This is a genomic window from Neobacillus niacini (genome assembly GCF_023715415.1).
Lineage (GTDB): Bacteria > Bacillota > Bacilli > Bacillales > Cytobacillaceae > Neobacillus > Neobacillus niacini_C.
This window is the reverse complement of sequence record NZ_JAMBOB010000003.1, coordinates 121,579-146,407: the sequence shown is the minus strand read 5'-3', so window position 1 is coordinate 146,407 and position 24,829 is coordinate 121,579. Positions and strand designations below refer to the sequence as shown.

Sequence of the window (24,829 nt, the reverse complement as noted above, 5' to 3'; positions counted from 1 at the left end):
CATTAGGCTTTCATTTCTTTTTTTATTTCCACACAGCGCCCTGGAGTCGGAAAAAGTTTTCCGGCATTCAACAAATTATCAGGGTTAAAGACTTCACGTATATTGGTTTGTGCAAGGATTTCCTCTTCTTTAAAAACAAAGCGCATTTCTTCCCGCTTCTCAATTCCTACTCCGTGCTCACCTGTTATCGTGCCACCAACATCTGCACATGCTTTTAAACATTGGCTTCCTGCTTCTAGTGCTTTTTCGATTTCTCCAGGTTTACGAGCATCAAATAGAACAAGTGGATGGAGATTGCCATCTCCGGCATGAAAAATATTGGCAATTCGCAAACCAGATTCCCCACTGATTTGAGCAATTTTCCGCAGGACTTCTGGCAGTTTGCTCCTAGGAATGACACCATCCTGTACTAAATAATCAGGAGAAATGGCTCCCATTGCCCCAAAGCCAGTTTTTCGATTGGCCCACCATCGTCCTCTTTCTTCCTCATCTTTAGCGGCTCGAACCTCACGAACATTTCTTTTTTTACAAACCTTGACGATTTGGTTGATTTGTTCATCTATTCCCGCAGCAATTCCGTCTACTTCTATTAGTAAAACCGCTTCAATATCCTTTGGATGTCCGACAGGGAATGCAGCAGCTTCCACTGCTTCAATCGCTGTTTTGTCCATCATTTCCAGTGCCGCCGGAACAATACCCGCTGAAATAATATCTGATACAGCCTGGCTTCCATCTTCAACTCTATCAAAATAAGCTAAAACGGTCTGTTTTCCTTCTGGATTTTTGAGAATTCGAACGGTAATTTTCGTGACAATTCCCAGCGTCCCTTCTGAACCTGTCAAAAGCCCGAGTAAGTCGTATCCAGGCTCATCTAACACTCCATTTTTACCAATCTCAATAATCTCTCCATTCGGAAGTACGACTTCAAGTCCAAGTATATGGTTGGTTGTTACCCCATATTTAAGGCAGTGTGCCCCGCCAGCATTTTCTGCGACATTCCCTCCAATGGTGCAGCAATATTGACTAGAAGGATCGGGGGCATAATAATAACCCTTATCAGATATGGAGTTTGTTAGTTTCAAATTGACGAAGCCCGGTTCAACCACTGCTTGCCTATTTTCAAGGTCTACACTGATTAGTTTTTTCATGCGAACCATGCTGATGATCACTTCACCATTTATCGGAATTGCCCCGCCGCTTAACCCAGTTCCCGCACCACGGGCAAGAAAAGGGAGTTTATTTTCAGAGCAATATTTAACGATTTGGGATACTTCAGCTGTGTTTTTCGGAAAGACAACTGCCTTTGGCAAATGCTTATGAATTGTAAACCCATCGCAATCATATGCAAGCAAGTCTACCTTTTTATACAAAATGGAACGGGCGCCGCTCACAATTGATGCGAGATTAATAATATGCTTGTCAGTGGTATCAATTCTAATAACTGACATCATTCAAATCCCCTTCTTCTTTTTGATAAGCCCAATCGAGCAGCTGTACGGTGTGGACAATCTTCTGATTTCTTCCATATTTCTGGACACCTAAAGCCATCTGCATCATGCAGCCGGGATTCCCCATTGAAATCATTTCAACGTCATCTGGAACATTTTCCATTTTACTTTTGAGCACGGCATCAGCCATTTCAGGGTTGGTAATATTATAGATTCCGGCACTACCACAGCACCGATCTGCATTAGGCATTTGGACCATTTCTACCCCAGGAATGTCGAGAAGTATCTCTCGGGGTTCCTTTCTTACTCCTTGGCCATGTGCTAAATGACAAGCGTCATGGTAAGTGATGCGCATATTCATTTTTGCTTTTGGCTTTTCATATCCAGTGTCATGCAAGTATTTGGAAACATCCACTACCTTCTCTTCGAATTGTTCAGCACGTTCTTTCCATTCTGGTTCATCACGAAATAACTCTGAATATTCCTTCATCATGCACCCGCAGCCAGCTGCATTGACAATCACCTTTTCCTCGTTCTCAAATGCTTCAATATTCTGCTTCGCCAGCTTTCTCCCCATCTCTCTGTCACCGGCATGAACATGCAAAGCCCCACAGCAAGTTTGGTTTTTCGGAATACTAACATCATTTCCATTTCGAGTGAGCACATTGATTGTGGACTCATTGATATCACTAAAAAAAACGTCCATCACACAGCCAGTCAGCATCGCCACTTTATGCTTTGTTTCACTTTTTGCTTTTATTTCCGAAGTGAATTTTTTCCGTATAGACCCTTTCACTTCTGGCATGATAGATTCCATTTCTGTTAAATGCTGCGGCATAATATTAATGAGCTTTGTTTTTCTGACCACTTTTTGCATGCCGCTTTTTTGATAAAATCGTAACAAACCGCCAAGCGACCTCAAGCGATTATGATGAGGGAACACACCATGGAGGAAGAACTTATTCACTGCCCCTTTCCACCCCTTAAGAGGTATCGCTTGCCTAATTTGACCTCTTGCTTCTTCTATGAGACCGCCAACATCTATATCAACAGGACATGCAGTTGTACAGGCACGGCAATCTAAACAAGAAAAAACGGGCGACGCAAAATGTTCATCCACATCCAGCTTGCCCTCGGCCACTGCTTTAATTAGATAAACACGGCCACGCGGGGAATGCTGCTCTTCACCTGTTTGTTCATATGTAGGACATGATTCCAAGCACATACCACAATGAACACAATCAGCCCACTTACTTTCCTGCGGAGGGTCACGCCACAAATAGTTTCCGAGAGTTGAATAGCATTGCAGGTCTTGTTTTTCTTTTACATTCACGTTAAATCCCCCCGACAAAACGACTTGGGTTCAAGATTTGGTTGTGATCAATTTTTTGTTTAATTCCCTCAAAAAGGAAATGATATGGAGATTTATCTCCCCAAACGTTTACGATCTTGCGAAGAGAGAATGGTAGATGCTTTACTATCGCATATCCTCCACGATGTACAGCTATTTCTCTAATCTTTTTGATAGCAAAAACGACATCATCACTTGCTCCACGAATAGTCATTTGACATAATCCTGTTCCTAAACTTCCATGTGCTTCTATGGAAACATGACAAGAATCACCGATTAATTCTGTTTCTTTTACTATCTTAATCACATCTAAATTGGTCACACCGATTTTGAGAACTGCCACTGTTGATGAAGAATTTGTTATTCCATTAGGTTGTTGGTGATAGAATCTATCCCAGAAGATTGTTGCTTCATTTTGTGATAGGGATGTTAGTGTAGTTTTTTCAGGTGTAATACTCCTGATAACTTCTTCTTGGTAGTGTACGGAGCTTTTTACATCTTCAAACGAAATAAGCAATGTATATTGATTATTGTTCGTCAATCTCCCAGCTAAGGTGGGGGTTAAAATCTCGAGGCTGATGGGTTCAATCATTGAATCAAGCACCTTGACTGCAAAGGATTGAATCTCTTCTAGATTATTTTCGGGAAAGGCTACGAAAAGAATAGATTCATATTTTGGAATCGGCCGCAGTTTCAATGTCACCTGTGACACGACACCGAGCGTTCCCATTGCACCGATAAATAACTTATTCATATCGTAGCCAGCAACGTTTTTCACCACTTTGCCACCAGAAGTGATAAGTGTTCCATCAGGGTAGACCATTCTGAGACCAATAACATTGTCCCTTGCTGAACCGTACCCCAATCTTTTTGGTCCACTATCATTGGCAGAAATGATTCCTCCAATTGTTGCATGATTCGGATAAAAAGGATCCAGTGGGATTTTTTGATTGTATGGTGCTAAATAGTTTTGAATTTCTTGGAACGATGTCCCCGCTTTCACCGTCAATGTCATATCACCAGGATTATGCTCAACGATTCCAGTATATTGAGCTAATGACAAGAGAATGTCTGCTTTTTCTAACAACCCGCCATATCCTCTTTTTGTGCCATTTCCCATTATGAAGAGAGAATGTCCTTTCGTATTTGCATACGATAAAAATGAAGAAATTTCTTCTTCGGTTTTGGGAGAAACTCTTACTCTTCCGGAATTCCCCAGTGGATGATGTTGGTCCTCTTCTATTAGCTGTAATTCTTTAAAATAAGCTTTTATTTCAGACAGACCTTCGTCAATTATCAATTCCTTTACCTCCATTGTTTCGTAATAACAAACAGCGTTTCTATTTTATTTTGATAAAATCTTCTCTAATCCCCTTTAATTTTATTTTCCCTCAACAAAATTGTCAATCTATTTAGAAAATTTAAACAAACATATATATGCCCCCTTTAATTAAGGGGGCACTAAAAAACATTTTCAACAATTCTCTTTAATCCGAGACAATGTTTCTCCTATCGAGTCGTGAATGACATACGAATCCTTGCTCAGGTCATATGGCGAGTCACCTTTATTGATAATAATCAAAGGAGTACCTTCACTCTTGTATTGTGGAAAAGTGGAGAATGGAGTCACCTTCAAACTTGTTCCTAACACCAAGAGACAATCCGCTTGATTGATGATGTTTAAGATTTCATTGAAACCATCAATGGAAAACCATTTACCGGAATCTCCAAATAGGACCACATCGGGCTTGATATATCTTTCTTTTTCAGTACGTGTACGACAATGGTTACAAATATAAAAGTCATCCATGGTAGTTAATCTGTTGATCATTTCTTCGGTTGAATAGGCATGTTGGCAATTTTGACAGGAAGCTGTTTTCATGGTCCCATGAAATTCAATTACCAGTTTGGACCCCGCCTTTTGATGGAGCCCATCAATATTTTGCGTGATAATGCTGCTAACTTTTCCTTCGTTTTCCCATTGTGCGAGAATTTCATGTCCCTGATTAGGGAGTGCATCAGGGTGGTAAAGGTTTTCAATCGCAAACTGATAAAATCCCTTTGGGTTGTGATAAAAATTATCGAGAGAAAGGATATATTCTGGTGCCATCTGATAAATTCCTGTTTGTGAACGAAAATCCTTGATTCCTGATTCGGTACTAATTCCAGCACCCGATAGAACGACAATGTTCTGGGCATTTTTTATTAAGTTCGTGCAGGTTTGAAGCATGCTGTTCGCCATATCAACACTCCTATGAAACTTGGTGCTTTTTTAAGTATATCAACCTGTGTAGCGTGCGCTATCATCTTGCTAGCATAGTGCTATACGGCAGTATTTCATGTTTTCCGCCAGTATTTTCTGCCATCCGCCAGTATTTCTCTTCTTCCGCCAGAAAAACCTATTTACCTATTTTAAGTCTTCAAATTCTCTTGCGATTCTCTCGAAGGCTTCTTTTATCATCGGTCTCGGTGAAGGAATACAGATTCTTTGATATTGTAGTCCTTCATCGCCGAACATTTTCCCATCTTCTAATAAGACATTTGCTTTGTTATAGATCCGGTCATGAACCTCGTCAGGCGAAATACCATAAGCACTAAAGTCCATCCACATGATGTAGGTTCCCTCTGGAATTCTCACCTTCACTTTTGGCATCTTTTCCGCTAAAAACTCCACTGCCCATTCCATCGTGCCGTCGATATATTCTTTCAGCTGTTCGAGCCAATCCTCTCCATCATGGTATACCGAAAGAAGTGCTGAAACGGTAAAGGGTGATGGTAAATGCATGCCCATTACGCCAAAATATGTATTTCTCAATTCTGGGTTCGTAATAATGACATTCGTACAGTGAAGGCCAGCCAAATTAAAGGTTTTGTTAATCGCTGTAAACGTAATAATATAATCTTTATATTCTGGAACTACTTTTGCAATTGGCGTAAATGTTTGATTACGTCGAATGATATCTCCGTGAATTTCATCCGCTATAATTAGGACATTATTTTCCACACAGATAGCAGCAAGTTTTCTGAGTTCATCTTCGGTAAACACTCTTCCTGTTGGATTGTGCGGATTACATAGAATAAACATTTTCGTCTTTTCATCTTTTGCCTTCGCTTCAAAATCATCAAAATCAATCGAATAATAGCCTTCGTCATCCGCGATGAGTGCATTATTTAACAGGGTTCTTCCATTCGCATTAATAGAAGAGGTAAACGGAGGATATACAGGTCGCTGGATAATCACTCCGTCTTCCGGTTGTGTAAGCGCCCGAACTGCAACATTTAATGCATGAACCGTACCCGGACTATACACAATTTCTTCCTTTTCGAACTCCCAATTATGTCTCTTTTTGAACCAGTGCTGCACTGCTTCAAAATACTCATCTGGAAATACAGAATAACCAAAAATTCGATGATCCACGGTTTTATGTAGTGCGTCAATTAAGGGTTGGGGAACAGGTAAATCCATATCAGCTGTAAATAAGGGAATCGTATCTTCATCATATCTTTCCGTAAAACCCATGGCTTTAAGAATCTTACCTCCATCCCATTTTATGGAATAAGTCCCTCTCCGATTTACGATCTCATCAAAATTATATTTCACTAGGGGTACCTCCCTTTCATTTTTACCTGGTTTTTATTTTGTACATATTCAAATGGTAAACCATAAATGATTATATTTCCAATTTATTACTACCTTCTCTCAAAATGCTCTTTTTCGATATAAAGGACTTCAAAAGGGAATACTAATTCTATCTAATAAGCACTGGGAGGATTCAGATTTGAAAACCAATCAGAATACATTATCCATTTTCGCCTTAGGCGGAATCAATGAAATTGGTAAGAACATGTATGTAATCGAATATGGCGACGATATTTTGGTGATTGATTGCGGGGGTAAATTTCCAGACGAGAGTTTAATGGGTATTGACTTGATTATCCCTGATATGACTTATTTAGAGGAAAATCAGCATAAAATTCGAGCGATGATAGTGACACATGGTCATGAAGATCATATTGGCGGTATTCCTTTCTTCTTGAAGAAATTAAATGTACCGATTTATGCTACTCGTTTTACCTTAGGACTAATTGAATTAAAGTTAGAAGAGCATCGCCTACTTCGGGATAGTGAGCTTGTCACTATCCATTCGGAGTCCACACTTGAGTTTGGGGAAATCACTTGTTCCTTTTTCAAAGTGAGTCATAGTATTCCTGATTGTCTTGGAATTGTATTTCATACTCCAGAAGGAAATGTCGTTCATACCGGTGACTTTAAATTCGATTTAACACCGTCAAATGACCAGTATAGTGATATTCATAAAATGGCTCAGATTGGCCAACAAGGTGTTATTGCTTTAATATCCGAAAGTACCAATGCCGAGCGGAAAGGTTTATCCCCTTCCGAGAAAATGGTCGCTGAACATTTAGTGGAGGCTTTTATGAAGGCAGAGGGAAAGATCATCCTCTCCACTTTTGCATCAAATGTTAACCGTGTTCAACAAGTCGTTGAGGCAGCAATAAAAACAAATCGTAAGCTAGCACTTCTTGGACGCAGTATGGTGAACGTAGTGGATGTTGCCCTAGAACGTGGGTATTTAAATGTTCCGGATGGAATGCTGATAAGTGCAAATGAAATTGAACAGTTTCCTCCCGATAAGGTTGTAATTTTGTGCACGGGAAGTCAGGGCGAACCCAATGCAGCACTTGCCAGACTTTCAACAGGAAATTACCGGGATGCAACGATTTACCCTGGGGATACCGTTATCTTAGCTGCATCACCTATTCCTGGTAATGAAAAGGGTGTTTCTCGAATTATCGACAACTTATTCCAACTGGGAGCTAAAGTCATTTATGGTTCAGGAAGTTCTACCGGTATGCATGTTTCGGGTCATGGCTATCAGGAAGACTTAAAACTCATGCTTACATTAATGAAGCCAACCTATTTCATTCCGATTCATGGTGAATATCGAATGCTCCACCATCACCGGCAGTTAGCGGAATCAGTTGGTGTTGAAAAAGGGAATACGTTTATCATAAAAAATGGTGATGTGGTGGATATTGAAAATTCTGTTGCCCGTCAGACTCGAAGTATTCCGGCAGGAGACACATATGTTGATGGAATTAGCGTGGGTGATGTCGGGGAAATTGTTTTACGTGACCGCAGACAACTCTCTGAGGATGGGATGCTCGTTGTTGTCTTAACCATCAGTAAATCCGATCGAAAAATTATTCAGGGTCCTGATACGATCACACGTGGATTCGTCTATGTAAAGGAATCTGAGGATTTGATTAGAGAAATAAACCGACTTGTTAAGAAAGTGATTCTTGAATTAGAAGCAGACAATATTCGCCAGTGGAATGTGATGAAGCAAAATATTAAAAAGTCAGTTGGTCAATACTTATTCAAGCATACGAAGAGAAAACCGATGATTCTTCCGATTATCCTTGAGATATAATTAGCGAGGTATGCAAATGTCAGGCACTTTGTTTTGTGCCTGACATTTCAATTTTTAGCATCGCTGATATATTTGATTTTACGCAGATATATTCTGTTTATCGCAGATATAATTTAATTAACGCAAATATAATCAGAATAACGAAAATTAATCTTGATTTCAGTGCTAATTTATTTTACAGTTAAGCGAAATTGGCTATACTCCTAATAGAATTGGAGGAATATTATGTTTCGTTTTTTTAGATTAATCGCTATTTTATTTTTGATATATATTTCTTGGCCATTTATTGCAAAACAGCTGGATAATTCAGATACTCAAGCCGATTTCGTCTCTTCATTAAAAGAAACTCTTGTAGTGCCAGAAACCATTAGTGTCTTCTATGAGGATATCCAGCAGATATTAAAACAGCTTGGCTTTCAACTAGATGAAATACAGCAGGTTCAAGAAAAATCGAAGGAAGCTCCACAAGAAAAACTTGAGTTAACTTCTCCATCGGAACAAACCTTTTCTGTTCATAATGTCGAGCTTGGAAATGAAAAAGCTGACATTGAGCATAATTTGGGCATAGCAAAACGGGTCTCAGTTAATGAATACGGAGCAAATTGGCATGCTTACCATGAGAACTATCATGATTTCTTCATGGTGATGTATGATGAGAAAAACAAAGCAGCTGGTCTATATACGAATCAAGATTTAGTAGCTTCCACGAATGGAATCAAAATCGGCAGTTCGTCAAAAGAAAGTGTTCGCAGCATTCTCGGTGAACCGATTACGAAAATTCAAAAGGGAATGGTCATTTACCAGCTTCAAGAGGATAGTGACAATGATTTATTTTTATCGGAGGATTCTTATGTAACCATTTTTTATGATAAACATGAGAATAATACTGTAACAGCCATTCAAATAGTAAGCAAAGCCATAGAAGAAAACAAAAAAGATTTTTATACGGAAGCCACTCAGACCTTAAAAGAAGGCTTTGAATTCCAAATGTTCGACTTAACCAATGCTACACGTGTCAATCATCAGCTCCCTATCTTAACTTGGGACGACCATGTCAGGGAAACGGCTCGAGAACATAGTGCAGATATGGCAGAAAATGATTATTTCGATCATAAGAATCTTGAGGGACAAACTCCTTTTGATCGTATGAAAGAGGATGCAGTTGCTTTTCATACAGCAGGAGAAAATTTAGCTTATGGTCAATTGAGCAGTATTTTTGCCCATGAAGGTTTAATGAATTCATTGGGACATCGGGAAAATATTCTACGCCAAGATTACGAATACCTAGGCGTTGGGGTCGCTTTTAATGAAAAATCACAGCCTTATTACACGCAAAATTATTATGCTAATTAATACAAATGAATTAGGGTAAAATAATCACGAGCAATTTCTAATTGCTCAAATAACTTCGTCGGGAGTGATGTATCATGGCTAGAAACAAACTAGTGGTTCCTGGTTCAGAAAACGTGCTGAATCAAATGAAAGAAGAAATCGCCAGCGAGTTTGGAGTTCAACTTGGTGCTGATACTACCGCACGAGCAAACGGTTCAGTCGGAGGCGAAATGACCAAACGGCTTGTTGCCTACGCTGAACAATCATTACGAAATCAACAAGGCCAATAACCGATTGATTTCTATAAAAAGGCTGCCCGAGATACTCGGACAGCCTTTTTTCTTATCCTCTCAAGATAGGAAGCGTACAGCAACGGAAGGAACCACCGGATTTAATGATTTCTGTAATATCCACTTCAATCACTTCAAATCCTCGATCACGCAGCTTTTCATTTACCTGTTTATTAACGGGTAAACTTAAAATTTTCTTGTTACCGATATTTAATACATTGGTTCCTAATGTAAATTGTTCTTCCTCTGATACATCTATCAAATCATAGCGCGATGAAAAAAGGTCGATATCTTCCTTAGTCAAAGCTGGCGGATAAATCAGGGCAACCTCCGGAGATATGACATTAAAAACACAATCTAAATGGAGATATTTTTCCTTAAACGGAATGGCTTTCACTTCAAATTGATTAAGGAGACCCTGTAAATGGTCTACTGCTTGCTGATGGGTCCGGTTACTTAAGCCAACGTATATGGTCTTACCATCGATAACTACATCTCCACCTTCAATCCTGTCCTCAGCCAAACTGTAATAAGACATTTCCTCATCCTCTAACCATCGTTTTAATACATCTTCTTCACCAATACGAACATCATGTGCCATCTTAGCGACGAAAATAGTCTGTCCTAACGTAAAGCCAATATCTCTGGTAAACACCTGTTCCGGGTATTTTTTATGATAGGGTAATAAAATAACCTCAATCCCTTGTTCTTCTAAGATTCTTACGAATTCCCGATGTTGTTTTAGTGCTGTTTTTATATGTATGCCTTCATCTTCAAATTCCTTCTGTGTTTCATTGATGACTTCTCGAATGGTCATATATTGTGGCGCACAAAGAATCACTCGCCTTAATAAATCATACTCATTTGCACAGTAGGTTTTATGATTGACCTTTGGTGTTTCATTCATTTCGTTACCTCCTCAAAAATCCATCAAAAAAAGAATATCTAAATCAAATTTACCCATTCTGTCATAGATTGATACTAAAATGATTGATTCAAAAATGGTGGTGACAACTTTATGTTTGAAGTGAAGAAATCAAAGTATGGCAGAGGGATATTTGCAACCCGTAATATTAAGAAGGGTGAACTAATTCACGAAGCACCAGTGATTATATCTCCTAAGGATGAGTATAAGTATTTGAAAAAAACCATCATGATTGAATATGTGTTCTGGTGGGGCGAGGATTATGAAGAATGTGCGTTAGCGTTAGGTTATGGTTCGCTGTTTAACCATTCCTTCACCCCGAATGCTTTATATAAACTCAATTTAAAAAATCAGACCATCGACATTTTTGCTTATAAGAATATAAAAAATGGTGATGAAATTCTAATCAATTACAATGGGGACCCTGAGGATGATGAGCCAATGTGGTTCGATGTTTATTAATTTACCCCTCGTAAGCATAAAAAGCATCCATGGAATTGGATGCTTTTTTAGCCTGTCGGCAACTTTATTTTATCCATAATAGAGGAAAGATAATTTTTAACAGATCCTTTATTGATAGTAGGAGTAGCGCTCGGCGAAAGCGAGTCAGTTTCACTGATATCCTCGTCCATGAGTTCCTTCGAATAAATCCGCCTTCCATCCATAATGCTCCGAATAGAAGAAGCTAACTCCTCACTTGGATTGTCTTTAAGTAAATATCCTCTCACATCTGCTTTCAATGCTCGTTGAAAATATCCTGTTCTCGCAAAGGTAGTTAGAATAATCACCTTGCAGCTATCGAGCAGTAAAGACTCTGCAGCCTCTAGTCCACTCTTTTCAGGCATTTCTATATCCATAATACAAACATCCGGCTGTAATTGGTTCACAAGCAAGATGGCCTCTTCCCCGTTCACTGCAGTTCCAACAACTTCGATATCATCTTCAAGATTCAGCAGATTTCCCATGGCCTCTAACAGCAGTTCCTGATCCTCTGCGATAACAATTCGAATCATTTTCCTATCTCTCCTTATCAGGCTGCTGCTGCAATATATGCAGAGACTCCCCATAAGGAGAGTCTGCCAAGTTGGGTGACATTACAATTCTGGTTTTGCTTGAACAGAAATACGTTTTTTAGCTAGGGCTTTGACGTCCTTGAAAGCAACAAAGTTCTTCGCCTTTTCATCCCATAAACGGAAACGAAGCGACTTTAAGCTTGTTGCAAGTGAAATCGTTGGTACGTTTTGTAATGGAGTCGTCTCATTATGAGCCTCTTCTAGTTTATAATTAGGAACCCTTGGGCTTAAGTGGTGAACATGGTGGAAACCAATATTACCAGTTAAAAATTGCAGAAGTTTTGGAAGCTTATAAAAAGAGCTTCCTTCAACCGCGGCTTTTACATATTCCCAGTCTTTATCTTCTTCAAAATATGAATCCTCAAAGGTATGCTGCACATAAAACAACCAAATACCTGCTGAACCTGAAATCATGAAAATTGTACCTTGTACGAGCAGAAATGACTGCCATCCGATTGTCATGCAAAGCAATGTTATCAAAGCCACTAGAATGACATTCGTTAAATAGGTGTTCATACGCTCTTTTTTACGTGCATCTTTTCGGTTAAAACGATTTTTCAGCATGAAAACATAGATTGGTCCTAAGCCAAACATAACGATAGGATTACGATAAAAACGGTAAGCTAAACGAAGTTTAAGCGGTGCTGCCAAATATTCATCCACTGTTAGTGTCCAAATATCTCCTGTACCACGCTTATCTAAGTTACCACTAGTTGCGTGATGAACAGAGTGTTCGTGACCCCATTGATCAAACGGGAACAATGTTAAAACTCCCATTGCTGTACCAACTGCACGATTCGCCTTTCTGTTCTTAAAAAACGAATGATGGGTACAATCATGAAAGATGATAAAAATTCGTACTAAAAACCCTGCTGCAGCAATTATTGGAACCAATGCTAACCAATAAGAAACAGCTAAACTTTGATAAGCAAGGAACCATAATAAGATAAACGGTCCGACCGTGTTTATGATTTGCCATACACTTTCTTTAGTTGTTGATTTTTCATAAGGAGCAACTTGTTTTCGTAAATTTTTAGTATTTTCTTGTACTGACATATTTTTAATTCCCTTCGGTTTGTGTCGTTAAATCTATTATAGGGAAATAAAATCATTACAGTAAGTACCAGGTGTCATGTGCAGAGTATGACAAATGTCACATACAGATTGTCCCTTACCCCAAAAACTCAAATCTGTGCTATAATAAAATAATAATGTTTTAATTAACTAACGCAGTGGTGTAAGTAATGAGACTACTGTTTAGAACAAAAGGGTGCTTATAAATGAAAAATCAAATTGATACAATTTATATTTTAGAAAATCCTGAAAAGAGTATTATTAAATTTGCAACTGGCTACCAACTTAAATATGATGACATTATTAAAGATGTTTTTGGAGTTGCCTGCCTCAATGATTTACAAATGATGATCCAGTTTAACAAGCCTTTTCAGGATAGCATCTGTACCAGTAAAAGTATCAACTTAAATGAGCTCTCCATAAAACAAGTTATTCGGATTGCTTCGAGAAATGAACTCCTTCAATTAAGAGAACAGTTGATGGAGCAGCTGGGAGATTTACCGATACCTCGTCCTTTTGATACAACTATACAACTCCAAGAAGGTATATTTCACTGGGATGAAACTAACTCGTTATACACATCAAAAAAACTTGGTGCCTAACTTAAGTAACTCCTTGGGGTTGCTTTTTCTATTGTCTTTTTTTATTAATTATTACGGCAGGTGGTAAATTTTATGTCTTCAAAAAATACTGCAATTATTATTGGCGGGGGTATTTCAGGAAAATTAGCTGCACGTGTATTATCAGATCATTATAAAGAAGTGTTCATACTTGAGAGAGATCAAGAACCAGCAGGACCTTCACCCAGAAAAGGTGCCCCTCAGGGAGAGCATTTACATGCCCTTCTTCATGCTGGTGAGTATGGTCTAGAAGAATTATTTCCTGGAATAACAGAGGATTTTTATCAAAGTGGTGCAGTTAAAATCAACTCTACCAATGATCTCGCTTGGTATCACCATGGTGCGTGGAAGGTTCGTTATGATGGTGGATATAGTACCACCCTACAGACGCGCCCACATTTAGAATGGCATATTGACAAGTATATTAAAAGAATTCCTAATGTTGTATTTTATTACAATAAAGTAGTCCAGGAATTTATCTATAATGAGAAACTAAATCAAATTATTGGTGTTCAACTAAAAGATGAATCAATCTTAGCAGATCTTGTGGTCGATGCCAGTGGATTTAGTAGTCTAACGTCAAGTTGGCTGAACAAACGAGAGATCTTAGTACCAAATGAAAAAGTGGAAATCAATCTAAGTTATATTAGTAAACAATTTCAGCTGTCCGAAAATATAGATAGAGACTGGAAAATTAAGTTGGTGTATCCTAACCCGCCACATGAAAAAGTGGGCGGGACTCTTTCAAAAGTTGAGGATAATCGTTACATTGTCACACTGATGGGATATCATAATGCTATTAATGATAAAGAAGTACTAAAAAGTGATGAGAGTTTCTTAGAATTAGCTAAAACACTTCCAAAACAAGATATCTATCAGGAAATAAAAAATGCGACTCCTTTATCCAAGACGTTCATATACCGTATTCCTCAAATTATTTGGAAACGGTTTGATAAGGTAAATTTGCCAAAAGGCCTATTGCTGATTGGTGACACGTTCTGCAGAATCGATCCTGTATTTGGACAAGGAATGAGTATTGCTGTTTTAGAGGCACTTGAACTACAAAAGCTATTGAAGAAACATAAGGGAGATCTACATAAAGTTCCGATGGCATTTCACAAAAGAGCAGCGAAAATTATTTCCCCTATTTGGAATATGGTCATTACAGAAGATTTCCGATATCCTGCCACTAAAGGAAAAAAGCCATTTGGTCTTTCTGTTCAGCAATGGTATGCAAAAAACATTTTTCTTTTATCCTCGCAAAATCAAGGGGTTTACGACTCGTTTATCAAAGTAATGAATCTAGTTCGACCCATAACATCTTTAATGAAGCCAAGTATCATTAAAAGTGTATTGAAATTTACTTTTTCAAAATTTCGTAAATCTTAAAAACCAATGAATAAAAAAGCAGTCCTCCAATTTAGAGGACAGCTTTTTTGAAAATTGAATTTAACTATTTGGTGCTCCGCAGATAATGTTGGTTCTTCTTCAATATGTACTTTCAATGGATTTTATGGTGTTATATAGTTTTTGGTTAACAGGGGTTGGTACTTGATGTTTTTCACCCTTCTCCAATACTGCTCCCGCAAACAAAGCCACTTCGCTATAACGCCGAGCTTCCAAATCCTGCGCCATGGAAGGTTTCCCCTCTGGGCTTAAAGTATCTAACACGCTTAACCAATAGTTCAGGTCATCCTCAGTAAGGTTGACCCCCTCGTATTCAGATAAGGTAATTACCTCTCTCATCGCTGCAATCATGGATTCCCTCGCTACACCTTCCTGTTGAACTTCACCGTAATTACTTTTATAAACCGCAACGGTTTGATTGACTCCAACATTTAGCATAAATTTTCCCCATAGGCGCTTATTCATATTGGTGTCTACCTCATAAGGAAAATCAATGTTATCAAAAAAAGCCGCAACACTCTTAGCCTTGTCAGAAATCATTCCAGGCTTCTGATCTCCAAAGCAAAGCATTCCCATATGCTCATATGTAAGTTTGTTTCCTTCTTTTACCGCGTCCATCCCTTGGGCCACGCTATAAAGAATCTTATCCATACCATAAACTTGACCAATAATTCCCTCACTGGTAATGCCATTTAAGGCGGATAAAATGATTGTGTCCTTTCCTACATGATGTTTAACAGCTTGGATGGCATCATGGAAGCCTTGGTATTTCACTGTAAAAATAAGTAAATCTGCTGGTTCACAGGGTTCTTCAGGTGCTACGTAGTGGAAGTCACAACGTTCACCATTACAATAAACATGTTCATTTTTATATTTATCAATACGCTTACGGTCGGCAATAATTCTTACATCTTCCTTTGGCATTCTCTTGGCTAAATGACTTCCAATTAATATTCCTAATGCTCCTAATCCAATAATCGATACTTTATTAATTTCCATCTTATAAGTCCCCTCCGCTTTTTTTAATTTTATCATGAAAATTGTAGGGATAATAATAATTCGTTTTTCCATTAATATCGATATAATAGGGATATATAAAATCCGTAATGAGGGATAAAACTTGGATAACGAAAATAACGAACCAAAACAACTTACAGATGACGAAATCGACTGGGAGGCTTTTTTTAATCCGGAAGATAAGAAGGAATGGGAAAAAGAAAAACTTCAAAAGAAGAAGCGGAAAAGGTTTATGGTTAAAATCGTTAGTTCCCTGCTCGTCCTAGCGCTTTTGATAAGTGGTTTAGAGGTGTGGATTAATATATTCAACCTCCCTGCCATTAACTTTGTTAAAGTGTCAAATCAATTATCAAAGCAGCCAGAAGTGAAAGAATACAAAAAGTCCGTTGTGACGATTGAATGGGATGGAACAAAAGGAACGGGTTTTACAGTCACAGCTGATGGATTAATTGTTACCAATGAACACGTTGTCGACCGTACAAATAGAGTAAATGTCCATTTCAAATCTGGAGATGCATATATTGGTAAGGTCGTCGCCAAACATCCAGAAATAGATGTTGCAATTGTAAAAATTGACGGAGAAAACCTCCCTTTTCTTCCACTAGCTTTCAACCAGTATTGGGAAAAATGGATTGGCGAGGAAATCATCTTTATTGGAAATCCGTTAGCTTTTACCCAAATCGCCAATCAAGGTAAAATCATAGGAAAAGCTCACTTAACCGACTGGGAAGTACCGGTTATGATGATTGAAGCCCCTATTTATAAAGGAAACAGTGGCAGCCCAGTACTGAATCAAAATGGTGAAGTCGTTGGTGTTATCTTTGCTACGCTGCAAAACCCTGAATTAGAAACAAAAGAAATTGTAGGTATCGCAATTCCCTCTCACTACATTAAGGAAATAGTAGATTCTATATCTGAATAATATCCAATGACAGATACAACAATATATGAATATAAAAATACACCTCATGAATTGTTCATGAGGTCCCCATTCGTATCCTAACGTAAAAAATTGACCTCAATGAAGACTTAGCTTTATGATCCATCCCGTTTCTTAAGATAGTTTTTTCTCACCATTTCTTCATAGATTTCTCTAAACCACGGATCTCTTTTTCTAGACGCTATGACCTCTTTTATATAATCGTCCTTTACTTTATTAAAAGCCACCAGGTTAAAAATATTTTTATAATTTTCAATAGATCCTTGAATGTCCATGGTCAGTAAGGTTCTTTTACATTTCAGACACCGTCCGCAGTTGTGAATTCTAGTAAGACAAACATTTAAATATTTATAGGAGAGTTCAAAATTAGAAACCATTTGGGTTTTTTGCACACGGGTGTAGTTATTGCCAGACGAGTAAAAGGTCACGTTTTCTGTAGACAACAACGGGAGACTTATGACTTCATAGGAAGCAGAATCATTGTTGAATTTTGTATACAAGGTTTGGAAGGTAGAAGAATAGTAATATATACGAAACAGCTTCTGAAAAACTAACAACGTCGATACATTCCGCATGGTATGTGTTCTTACAAAACTCATCTTTAATACATCATTAATATTACTATCTACCACTATCAGTTCTTTCCCTAGTTCTTCAGCGCACGCTTTCGCCCATGCTACCCTAGCATGAAAAAGCTTGTCCTGCCTCTGCCTCGTCCCCCAAAAATTGCTAGAGCCATTATTAAAAAAGGTAAAATGGGTAATTTGGTAATTTTCAGGAATATCCTTGCCTTGATGCTCAATGGCCGTACTCAATGAATCAATACCGCAGGAAAGCCCAGTGCCAACTGCTCCCTCATTTGGCAAAGCTGATGAAACAAGTTGGTCACATTGAACCTGAATCGGCTTGTACTTATATATTTGTGAAATTAATGGGAGTAAATGATAATTTAATCCATAAAACAATTTTGCAGATAAAGGACCCTTTACCTTAATATTTTCCCCTTTCCTAATACCAAGCCAAAGCAGGCCAACTAAAAAAGCATCCACCCGTTCTGTAGTCATATAACGTCCAAACTTCTCATTCGTCTCATACCAAAGTACATCCTCAACCCCGGCAATCTCAAACTTTGCCTGCAAGCGCACATTTCCATTGATGTTAACTTTTTCAGGTTGGTATATCGTAAGCATGTGTGTTCACCACCAATCATTAATTGCTACTATACTATGTAAATTACAGCTCAATGTATTGGACAAACCCACACTAAAAAAAAAGAAACCACCAAGTGCTGATTAGGTGATTTACTTTTTTAGATAGGCAGAAGAACTACCGATTTTTCCCTGCTCTAAATAATCCTTTAATTCGAAACCTATTTAATTTATCTTCTTTAGCTTCTATGGCATGAACGAAGAAGCTTACTACAATTAACTCAGCTAATAATCCGAGCGAAAGCCCTATCGCTCCAATCGCCCCGTTCCATTGAGCTGCATACTTCACGCCGATGATTAAAGCAATTAATGTAACTACAAAATTAGCGGATTGAGAATAGATTGTTATTTTTGTTCGTTTATAGAACATCAATAATCCGTTAAAGTAATCTACAAATGGAAAAACAAGTGCCATTAACATCGTAACTTTTAGCACCTGGACGCTGGCATCCAATAATCTGCCGTTTACACCGATCACATGCTCTAAAAATAGTCCTCCAAGCGGTGTATAGGATAATATCCCGACCAAAATAAATGGGGTAAAACCAATTAAAAATAAAAACTTTTTCAAAATGGCGTTATGCTCACCATAAAAGTTAATAACAATTTGATGGAAAAATAGGAAAAAACTTAATATCAATTGAGTCACACTCATGGCTATGGCGTAACTCGCAATAGCGAGTTCAATATCAGCTGTTTTACCTAAATAGACATTGATAGCAGGACCAATCATAACGACAATCACAGAAGATAACATAAGCGGACTATAAAACTTTAAGATACTTTTCTTAGACTCTATTTGCAGTTCGTGCTTTTCGGGCATTTTACGAACTAAGCTCTTCGCTTCAATGAAACTAATTAAAAACTCAATCATCATACCAATTAAGAAAATAATCGCACCTGATACTCCCGTGATGTTATCAGTATGTATGAAATATAAGGACATCAAATACATGGCAGCAAGCCTTATCACCATGCCAATCGTTAACCATTTCGTTTGCCGGTTATAAATAATAACTCCCTGGGCTAAACAACGTGATGCCGAAAAAATCGTAACAAAAATAAGAACTTGGTAGATCCCCTTAATATCCTCCACCATATTAGCTTTAGCTCCGAAAATTTTCGCAAAAATAAAATCTCCCGCCGGAGTATAAGCAACAGAAATGGCAACCAACATTAATCCAACTATTAGGTAAAAGGAAAAGTGAGACATTAATTTATACGAATTTTTATCCCTGACAAGCGAAGAACAAGTTTGCCGAAGCAAGTTTCCCAGCCGTTCAGTAATTCCAAATAAACTCATTGCAATCGCATAACTTGCCAAAATAAATTCAGAATTATCGGCCCTAACCAATGTACTATTGATGATAATATGGGATAGGGTCATAAGACTAGCAGATAATCCTAAGGGAATAAAGAAGATGAACAAAGATTTCATACTCAACTCTTCTTTTGTTTTACTCATTCTTTCCACCTTCTAGTTAGAATTTCTTTCCAAATTTATTTCGATACTCTAAATTTATACCAACTAATTATACCTCTTCTGATTTCAAGCGTATACGTAAATTTTTAGAAAAATAAAAAAACACCAACATTCATTCGTAGAATGCCGGTGTTTACTTAATTATCAATTGTTATTTTCTAATAATGGAATTTTTACCTCGACACCTAAACGTGTAAGAAGTTTCGCAAGGGTTTCTAATCCGGATTTAGGATTGATTTTGGTTTCAAGGTAATAGGTAGTCTCAGTTAGTTTAGATTGATAGATATGCATTTGTGTAAAGGGTCTCTGATCTTTATGAATGGGTTTAAGCGCTACGGCATAGCGTTTACCATTATCCGTTGCGCCAAGGACAACACCTTCTTCTACTAGTTGATGAAGGGGAAGATGGTGATCTTCAATCCAATTTAATCCTTCTTTCCAAAGTGCAGGTACACTTTCACCACGAATTACTGTATTTCCTTTTCCAAGCTTTACATTGATATACAAGGATTCCCATTTCTTATTACTTTTCTGATTTGACTCTTCAACTTCTAGTGTTATATTTTTTTCATTTACCTTTTTCTTAAGCTGCTCAAAAAGCTTTTCAACGGTTCCAATTCCAACATTTTCGTATTTTGCAAGAATCACAAGTTCCTTTGGAAGCTGCCCAACACATTCAATTTGGTCTTCATTTAATTGTCTTAATAAGCTTGGAATGCCAGTGAATTCTGCTGAGGTAAGCAGCACCTTTGAAAGTTCCTCCGTAACAACAATATGGTCAGCACGGTAAAAGAAAAACAGTTCCCCTGAACGTTCGAGTGAAAGCAACCTTCTGATTTTTTCTTCCTCAATAAAGGTCTTTAACTCCTCAAAGAGTATTTCATCATTTTTTTCACTGTACCGTTTCACATGTTTATGAAGACCAGCCAGATTACTTGGCAGCTCGCTCATAATCCGTGCTTGCTGCTCTGCACCTAGTCTAATGAGGAAAGTTTCGGATTTTTCAAATCTTTGCGGAAGTAAGAAAGCATCCCTAAGAAAGTATGGAATCTCTAGCTGTCTGCCATTAAACGAAAGCGTTCGAATAGGGGTGAATCCTGGGTTGACCTCTTCGCGTATTTCGGGAGGCGCCTCAACACTAACCGCTGTTTCCGCAAGTGCAGTCTCAGTGGTGAGTTTTTGAACGGAATGAGAAAGAAGCTCTTCAAGTGATTTAAGTCTAATTTCGAGCTCAGACATATCATATCTTTTTTCTAAAATCGGTGATGGATCTTGATAATCAGGAACGATAATATCTACTGGACCATACACCTCCACATACCATTTAACGATTTTGTACAATGCCTCCCACGATAGAAGCGCTTCAGAAAAACGGAACATTCTCGAGTTATGGGCGGCTTGATTTCCACTTTGCCGAATTAAATGGAGTGCATCTTGTACTTCTCTCATTAAATAACCTTTATCGCTTAGCATATCAAGTTGATCTTTTAAATTAGCACGAGGATCAGTGGGCAGCTGTTCTATATGAATGACCTGCTGCAAAATATTCTCCACAAAAACCCGTGCATGCGTCAGCATGGTTCTGGGGCTCGAAAAAATACTATTTTCTAATTCTCTTGCAACTAGAGCTAGTTCCTTGGAAATAGGCTCAATAAATTGATAGAAATAGGATTGTTGTTCCATAAGCTTGCTCCTTCGTTGAATTAATAATTTTATTTTATCATATCAAAGTATCCTTGGAATATATTAGTAGATATATCTATAAAGAAAAGCCGCCTCAACTAGTGAGCGGCTTAATATTGGTGTTATTAATTTGTGAAAATGGTAGCAATGATTTCGTCGTAGGACATGTTGCTGTTGACGGTAAATGAACCTGGTCGTAATGCGTTTTGCAGTCCCCTAGCTTCTATATCCTGCGTGAATTTAAAAGCATCTGGAATTAATTGTGCCTGAAGAAGCACGTTCGCAACATCGATACTAGTCATCCCATCCGCAACATTAACTACCACTTGGGTGACAGCTTTTTCCTCTTCTTTTGAATCATCCGGTTGTATTTCACTACTCTTTGCAGCTTGCAAAGTCTTTTCAAGTTCTTCCTTTGTTTGTACAACATAACCTTCAGATTCAAGTTTATCCTTCATCTGTACTGCTGTTAGCTGCACTTTTTCAGAAGATTTCGCTGATACTTTTTGTGAGGTCGTATCATCGGTGAAGTAAACGACACCACAGATTGTTGTCGCAATAAGAATTCCTGCTGCAAAGCTGCTCAATAAGTTAATTCGCATTAGCAACAAGTCCCCCTTCATCTTTAATTTTTAGATAAGGGGCTAGCAGCTGCTCGATTTTCGTTTCTGGTACTTCTTTTTTCTCAGCGATGCTTTCAATTGAGTAATTACGTCTATATAAGTCTATGACTTCTCGCATAAAAAGCTTTTCTTCTGCAGAAAGCTGAATTCCAGCTTCTTTAATGACCACTTCTATATCAAGCTCGATATCTCGGATTGAGTCTTGAATGCTATTGATTTCTTTCATTATTGATACATGTACTAAATCAATTTGCTTTTTTTCTACTTTTGCGTCACGATATGACTTAAATAATGAAAATCCCAGCAATAGTGCAGAAAGCAGAAACAATCCAAATAAAGTCCATTCCATCAAAATATTACCTCCTTGTTTTTAATAGAACAACACAAGAGTCTATTATACATCCAAAATAAATAAATTTCGATTTTATTCTACAAAATACATCAAAAGTCTGAGTCAATTGTCAAAAAGAGGAGAATAAGGAATTCATTTGATTTATTTATTTTGCAAGCAGATAGGACAAAAAAAAAGCACCCAAACTGGGCGCTTAAATGAATTAGGACTATGTAATTCTTAGATTGACGGTGCTTCCATTCCCATCAGGCTCCATTCTTCTCTTGAAGGACCATAAATTCCAGGAACCTGTAAACCCGCTTGACGCATTAGGACTGTCATTTGACCGCGATGGTGAACGATGTGCTTGATAAGCATATTAAGCATTGCAGCCCTTGGCAATTCCATGCCAAATACATTTTTCATTTCGGATAAGGTCTGATCTGTCCATTGTTCGCCGATTGCTTTACTTGTGTTTGCACTAACATTTCTAAAAGTCTCAGCGATTTCTCTTGCGGAGGTTGGAATACTGTTTTCATTTTGAACCGATTCTACCGTTACACCAAACTCAATAAGCATTCCTGGTGTACTTGAAACTATATGCCAAGCAATTGCACCTAATGTGCGGTCGTCTGCTGAAACTTTTTGTTGTAGTGACTCATCTGTTAAGGCATCTAACACCTTTTGAGTTGAAGCTGCTTCTTGATTCCATTCATTGATAAAATGTGAGATTGAAGTATACATTCGGAGTTCCTCCATTACGATTTTGTTTTTGAACACAGTACCATAATATACCACATCATCCTTTAATACAAAGTTCCCCTGCAATCAATACTATTGATTTCCAAAAACAAAACCCCGTGATAGAATCATAACGTTGTGAATGTTCGACAAATAAATCAAACATAGATTTAACGGTGGTGTCCTGTGAAAGAGTCAGTATTAATTCAAAATAAAAAGAGAATCAAGCTAAACGTAAGTTTTCTGAAAAAAGACATAGTTTTTACCGTTTCACTTGTATTAGCAATAGGAAGCTGTTTGTTTCACCCTCCTAAAATTAATTATCTAAATTTCCCCGTTTTAATTAGTTTGTTTAACCTCATGCTGGCAATTAAGGCTTTCGAAGAATTAAGAGTATTAGACAAATTTGCTATTTCAATAATAAATAAATGCAATAATAGTAAATATTTATCAGCCATTCTTATCTTTTTATGTTTTTTCAGCTCCATGCTTGTCACAAATGATGTGGCGTTATTAACATTTGTACCACTGACCCTTGTTATTAGCAGGAAAACGAAAATGCCCATGTTAGAAACCGTTATCCTTCAAACCATTGCTGCAAATATCGGCAGCAGTCTAACGCCAATGGGAAATCCGCAAAATTTGTTTATTTATACTTTTTATGGAATTAAGCCAGTGCCCTTTTTCATGACAGTTCTTTCAGTAGCGATTCTAGGTTTTATCTCTTTATTTTTCTTCATACGAAGACTTAAAAAAGTAGAATTGAAGGTAGAAATGGCACAGGTTCAGATGAGTGATCCAAAGAAAACGTTAGCTTGGACGGTGATATTAACGATCATCATCACCTCCATTTTTGGTGTAGTCCCTTACGAAGCTGCATTTATTTTTACATTAATGACTGCGGTGATTTTGAATCGTCAGCTTTTGTATAAAATTGATTATTTGCTACTATTAACCTTTATCTGCTTTTTTATTTTTGTAGGAAATATATCCAATACTAACGCCGTCCATATATTGGCAAATGCTAGTTTGAAAGATTCTGCATCGGTTTATTTCAATTCTATCCTTTTAAGCCAATTTATTAGTAATGTCCCTGCCTCCATTCTTTTGGCAGAATTCACACCTCATTGGAAACCATTATTATTGGGAGTAAATATCGGGGGATTAGGTACCATTATTGCTTCGATGGCAAGTGTAATTTCCTATAAATTGTATATTCAATCCAATCCATCCGAAGGTAAAAAATATTTACTAAAGTTTAGCTTATATAACTTTTCTTTTTTAGCTTTTTTAACGTTGATTCCATACGTAATCTTAAAAATCCTAAATATCTTCTAATTCATTCTTTTATTAGATTTATCAACCACCCACTATTGTAAAGTAGCGGGTGGTTTCATTTTTATCTAATGTTTAATATTCTCTCCAATTAAACCATTTGCTTTCTTTATTTTTTGGAAGGCAAATGGTTATTTACTTGTAAATATTTACACAATTAGTTTTCCGATTAAAAACGTCACATACGTGCATAGTAAAAACATTCCCAATAAAATGATGCGAGGAGTTACCATATGAAAACGATATGGAAAATCACGATTCTAACTTTCCTTTCAATCGGTCTTTTAGCAGGATGCAACGCTGCAGAAAAGCGAGATGCATTAAATCAGGATAATAATGTGAATTTTCGTCCTGTACGCTACGACCCTAAACCAAATGTAAATGAGAGTAATAATGATTATAAAAACCTTGAGGACAGTCGATTCCCTCATGACGAAAGCCCTGGGCAGACAGATGAGGAAATGAAAAAAGGCGAATAGGCCTTTTATGGAAGAA

General features: G+C 37.7%; 24 protein-coding genes. 9 read left to right on the top strand and 15 right to left on the bottom strand.

Features of this window, described 5'->3' with window-relative positions; translation table 11 throughout:
- Positions 1 to 2: 2 nt before the first annotated feature.
- The 5 genes from M3189_RS07315 to M3189_RS07295 all read right to left on the bottom strand — a co-directional run bounded on the left by M3189_RS07315 (position 3) and on the right by M3189_RS07295 (position 6,400).
- Entirely contained in the window at positions 3 to 1,448 is a 1,446-nt protein-coding gene (locus tag M3189_RS07315; RefSeq protein ID WP_435368065.1) for an FAD-linked oxidase C-terminal domain-containing protein, read from the bottom strand.
- Positions 1,435 to 2,781: a (Fe-S)-binding protein gene (locus M3189_RS07310; protein ID WP_251633165.1), complete on the bottom strand. Its 1,347-nt coding sequence runs from the start codon at positions 2,779 to 2,781 to the stop codon at positions 1,435 to 1,437. Before M3189_RS07310 ends, M3189_RS07315 begins: the two co-directional genes overlap by 14 nt.
- 1 nt (position 2,782) lies before the next feature.
- Positions 2,783 to 4,099, bottom strand: a complete 1,317-nt coding sequence (locus M3189_RS07305) for an FAD-binding oxidoreductase (RefSeq protein WP_251633164.1) — start codon at positions 4,097 to 4,099, stop codon at positions 2,783 to 2,785.
- Between the two features lie 174 nt (positions 4,100 to 4,273).
- A complete protein-coding gene (locus M3189_RS07300; protein ID WP_251633163.1) occupies positions 4,274 to 5,041 on the bottom strand; it encodes an NAD-dependent protein deacylase in 768 nt (255 codons plus the stop codon).
- Between the two features lie 165 nt (positions 5,042 to 5,206).
- Entirely contained in the window at positions 5,207 to 6,400 is a 1,194-nt protein-coding gene (locus tag M3189_RS07295) for a MalY/PatB family protein (protein ID WP_251633162.1), read from the bottom strand.
- A gap of 244 nt (positions 6,401 to 6,644) precedes the next feature.
- Here M3189_RS07295 and M3189_RS07290 point away from each other — a divergent pair, with 244 nt between their 5' ends.
- The 3 genes from M3189_RS07290 (at position 6,645) to M3189_RS07280 (ending at position 9,874) form a co-directional block, all read left to right on the top strand.
- Complete coding sequence (locus tag M3189_RS07290; protein WP_435368070.1) at positions 6,645 to 8,252, top strand: ribonuclease J; 1,608 nt, start codon at positions 6,645 to 6,647, stop codon at positions 8,250 to 8,252.
- A gap of 225 nt (positions 8,253 to 8,477) precedes the next feature.
- Complete coding sequence (locus M3189_RS07285; protein ID WP_251633160.1) at positions 8,478 to 9,605, top strand: CAP-associated domain-containing protein; 1,128 nt, start codon at positions 8,478 to 8,480, stop codon at positions 9,603 to 9,605.
- Positions 9,606 to 9,679: 74 nt separating this feature from the next.
- The gene (locus tag M3189_RS07280; RefSeq protein WP_251633159.1) at positions 9,680 to 9,874 is read left to right on the top strand and encodes an alpha/beta-type small acid-soluble spore protein; all 195 of its coding nucleotides are present in this window, start codon (positions 9,680 to 9,682) and stop codon (positions 9,872 to 9,874) included.
- Between the two features lie 52 nt (positions 9,875 to 9,926).
- On the opposite strand, the gene M3189_RS07275 is transcribed toward M3189_RS07280, so the two are convergent.
- Complete coding sequence (locus M3189_RS07275; protein ID WP_251633158.1) at positions 9,927 to 10,781, bottom strand: dimethylarginine dimethylaminohydrolase family protein; 855 nt, start codon at positions 10,779 to 10,781, stop codon at positions 9,927 to 9,929.
- A 111-nt stretch (positions 10,782 to 10,892) separates the two neighbouring features.
- Here M3189_RS07275 and M3189_RS07270 point away from each other — a divergent pair, with 111 nt between their 5' ends.
- Positions 10,893 to 11,261, top strand: coding sequence for an SET domain-containing protein (locus M3189_RS07270; RefSeq protein WP_251633157.1), 369 nt, complete (start codon positions 10,893 to 10,895; stop codon positions 11,259 to 11,261).
- Between the two features lie 47 nt (positions 11,262 to 11,308).
- Here the strand turns inward: M3189_RS07270 and M3189_RS07265 are convergent, their stop codons facing one another.
- The gene (locus tag M3189_RS07265) at positions 11,309 to 11,812 is read right to left on the bottom strand and encodes a response regulator (RefSeq protein WP_251633156.1); all 504 of its coding nucleotides are present in this window, start codon (positions 11,810 to 11,812) and stop codon (positions 11,309 to 11,311) included.
- Between the two features lie 81 nt (positions 11,813 to 11,893).
- Complete coding sequence (locus M3189_RS07260; protein ID WP_251633155.1) at positions 11,894 to 12,928, bottom strand: fatty acid desaturase; 1,035 nt, start codon at positions 12,926 to 12,928, stop codon at positions 11,894 to 11,896.
- A 224-nt stretch (positions 12,929 to 13,152) separates the two neighbouring features.
- On the opposite strand from M3189_RS07260, the gene M3189_RS07255 reads away from it, so the two are divergent.
- Together M3189_RS07255 and M3189_RS07250 are read left to right on the top strand one after the other, a co-directional pair.
- Positions 13,153 to 13,548, top strand: coding sequence for a hypothetical protein (locus M3189_RS07255; protein WP_251633154.1), 396 nt, complete (start codon positions 13,153 to 13,155; stop codon positions 13,546 to 13,548).
- Positions 13,549 to 13,620: 72 nt separating this feature from the next.
- Complete coding sequence (locus M3189_RS07250; protein WP_251633153.1) at positions 13,621 to 14,955, top strand: NAD(P)/FAD-dependent oxidoreductase; 1,335 nt, start codon at positions 13,621 to 13,623, stop codon at positions 14,953 to 14,955.
- A gap of 99 nt (positions 14,956 to 15,054) precedes the next feature.
- On the opposite strand, the gene M3189_RS07245 is transcribed toward M3189_RS07250, so the two are convergent.
- The gene (locus M3189_RS07245) at positions 15,055 to 15,972 is read right to left on the bottom strand and encodes a ketopantoate reductase family protein (RefSeq protein WP_251633152.1); all 918 of its coding nucleotides are present in this window, start codon (positions 15,970 to 15,972) and stop codon (positions 15,055 to 15,057) included.
- Positions 15,973 to 16,093: 121 nt separating this feature from the next.
- Between M3189_RS07245 and M3189_RS07240 the strand changes: the two genes are divergently transcribed.
- Entirely contained in the window at positions 16,094 to 16,912 is an 819-nt protein-coding gene (locus tag M3189_RS07240; RefSeq protein WP_251633151.1) for a S1C family serine protease, read from the top strand.
- Between the two features lie 113 nt (positions 16,913 to 17,025).
- Here the strand turns inward: M3189_RS07240 and M3189_RS07235 are convergent, their stop codons facing one another.
- The 6 genes from M3189_RS07235 to M3189_RS07210 form a co-directional block, all read right to left on the bottom strand.
- Positions 17,026 to 18,120, bottom strand: a complete 1,095-nt coding sequence (locus M3189_RS07235) for a hypothetical protein (protein WP_251633150.1) — start codon at positions 18,118 to 18,120, stop codon at positions 17,026 to 17,028.
- Positions 18,121 to 18,256: 136 nt separating this feature from the next.
- Complete coding sequence (locus M3189_RS07230; RefSeq protein ID WP_251633149.1) at positions 18,257 to 19,603, bottom strand: multi antimicrobial extrusion protein MatE; 1,347 nt, start codon at positions 19,601 to 19,603, stop codon at positions 18,257 to 18,259.
- A gap of 162 nt (positions 19,604 to 19,765) precedes the next feature.
- Complete coding sequence (locus tag M3189_RS07225; protein WP_251633148.1) at positions 19,766 to 21,304, bottom strand: DUF4145 domain-containing protein; 1,539 nt, start codon at positions 21,302 to 21,304, stop codon at positions 19,766 to 19,768.
- 125 nt (positions 21,305 to 21,429) lie between these two features.
- Entirely contained in the window at positions 21,430 to 21,906 is a 477-nt protein-coding gene (locus tag M3189_RS07220; protein ID WP_251633147.1) for an endolytic transglycosylase MltG, read from the bottom strand.
- On the bottom strand, positions 21,896 to 22,276 hold the full coding sequence (locus tag M3189_RS07215) for a hypothetical protein (protein ID WP_251633574.1): 381 nt from the start codon (positions 22,274 to 22,276) through the stop codon (positions 21,896 to 21,898). Before M3189_RS07215 ends, M3189_RS07220 begins: the two co-directional genes overlap by 11 nt.
- A gap of 222 nt (positions 22,277 to 22,498) precedes the next feature.
- Positions 22,499 to 23,002, bottom strand: coding sequence for a DinB family protein (locus tag M3189_RS07210; RefSeq protein WP_251633146.1), 504 nt, complete (start codon positions 23,000 to 23,002; stop codon positions 22,499 to 22,501).
- A 183-nt stretch (positions 23,003 to 23,185) separates the two neighbouring features.
- On the opposite strand from M3189_RS07210, the gene M3189_RS07205 reads away from it, so the two are divergent.
- On the top strand, positions 23,186 to 24,337 hold the full coding sequence (locus tag M3189_RS07205; RefSeq protein WP_251633145.1) for an SLC13 family permease: 1,152 nt from the start codon (positions 23,186 to 23,188) through the stop codon (positions 24,335 to 24,337).
- Positions 24,338 to 24,567: 230 nt separating this feature from the next.
- Positions 24,568 to 24,813, top strand: coding sequence for a hypothetical protein (locus M3189_RS07200; RefSeq protein WP_251633144.1), 246 nt, complete (start codon positions 24,568 to 24,570; stop codon positions 24,811 to 24,813).
- The last annotated feature ends 16 nt before the right edge of the window (positions 24,814 to 24,829 follow it).

What these genes read in the sequence shown, in the direction of transcription:
- M3189_RS07280 (WP_251633159.1), top strand. Translation starts at nt 9,680, where the DNA reads ATGGCTAGAAACAAACTAGTGGTTCCTGGTTCAGAAAACGTGCTGAAT.
- M3189_RS07255 (WP_251633154.1), top strand. Translation starts at nt 13,153, where the DNA reads ATGAAAAATCAAATTGATACAATTTATATTTTAGAAAATCCTGAAAAG.
- M3189_RS07275 (WP_251633158.1), bottom strand. Translation starts at nt 10,781, where the DNA reads ATGAATGAAACACCAAAGGTCAATCATAAAACCTACTGTGCAAATGAG.
- M3189_RS07270 (WP_251633157.1), top strand. Translation starts at nt 10,893, where the DNA reads ATGTTTGAAGTGAAGAAATCAAAGTATGGCAGAGGGATATTTGCAACC.
- M3189_RS07235 (WP_251633150.1), bottom strand. Translation starts at nt 18,120, where the DNA reads ATGCTTACGATATACCAACCTGAAAAAGTTAACATCAATGGAAATGTG.
- M3189_RS07265 (WP_251633156.1), bottom strand. Translation starts at nt 11,812, where the DNA reads ATGATTCGAATTGTTATCGCAGAGGATCAGGAACTGCTGTTAGAGGCC.
- M3189_RS07220 (WP_251633147.1), bottom strand. Translation starts at nt 21,906, where the DNA reads ATGCGAATTAACTTATTGAGCAGCTTTGCAGCAGGAATTCTTATTGCG.
- M3189_RS07245 (WP_251633152.1), bottom strand. Translation starts at nt 15,972, where the DNA reads ATGGAAATTAATAAAGTATCGATTATTGGATTAGGAGCATTAGGAATA.
- M3189_RS07215 (WP_251633574.1), bottom strand. Translation starts at nt 22,276, where the DNA reads ATGGAATGGACTTTATTTGGATTGTTTCTGCTTTCTGCACTATTGCTG.
- M3189_RS07230 (WP_251633149.1), bottom strand. Translation starts at nt 19,603, where the DNA reads ATGAGTAAAACAAAAGAAGAGTTGAGTATGAAATCTTTGTTCATCTTC.
- M3189_RS07200 (WP_251633144.1), top strand. Translation starts at nt 24,568, where the DNA reads ATGAAAACGATATGGAAAATCACGATTCTAACTTTCCTTTCAATCGGT.
- M3189_RS07315 (WP_435368065.1), bottom strand. Translation starts at nt 1,448, where the DNA reads ATGTCAGTTATTAGAATTGATACCACTGACAAGCATATTATTAATCTC.
- M3189_RS07225 (WP_251633148.1), bottom strand. Translation starts at nt 21,304, where the DNA reads ATGGAACAACAATCCTATTTCTATCAATTTATTGAGCCTATTTCCAAG.
- M3189_RS07290 (WP_435368070.1), top strand. Translation starts at nt 6,645, where the DNA reads ATGTATGTAATCGAATATGGCGACGATATTTTGGTGATTGATTGCGGG.
- M3189_RS07210 (WP_251633146.1), bottom strand. Translation starts at nt 23,002, where the DNA reads ATGTATACTTCAATCTCACATTTTATCAATGAATGGAATCAAGAAGCA.
- M3189_RS07285 (WP_251633160.1), top strand. Translation starts at nt 8,478, where the DNA reads ATGTTTCGTTTTTTTAGATTAATCGCTATTTTATTTTTGATATATATT.
- M3189_RS07260 (WP_251633155.1), bottom strand. Translation starts at nt 12,928, where the DNA reads ATGTCAGTACAAGAAAATACTAAAAATTTACGAAAACAAGTTGCTCCT.
- M3189_RS07250 (WP_251633153.1), top strand. Translation starts at nt 13,621, where the DNA reads ATGTCTTCAAAAAATACTGCAATTATTATTGGCGGGGGTATTTCAGGA.
- M3189_RS07300 (WP_251633163.1), bottom strand. Translation starts at nt 5,041, where the DNA reads ATGGCGAACAGCATGCTTCAAACCTGCACGAACTTAATAAAAAATGCC.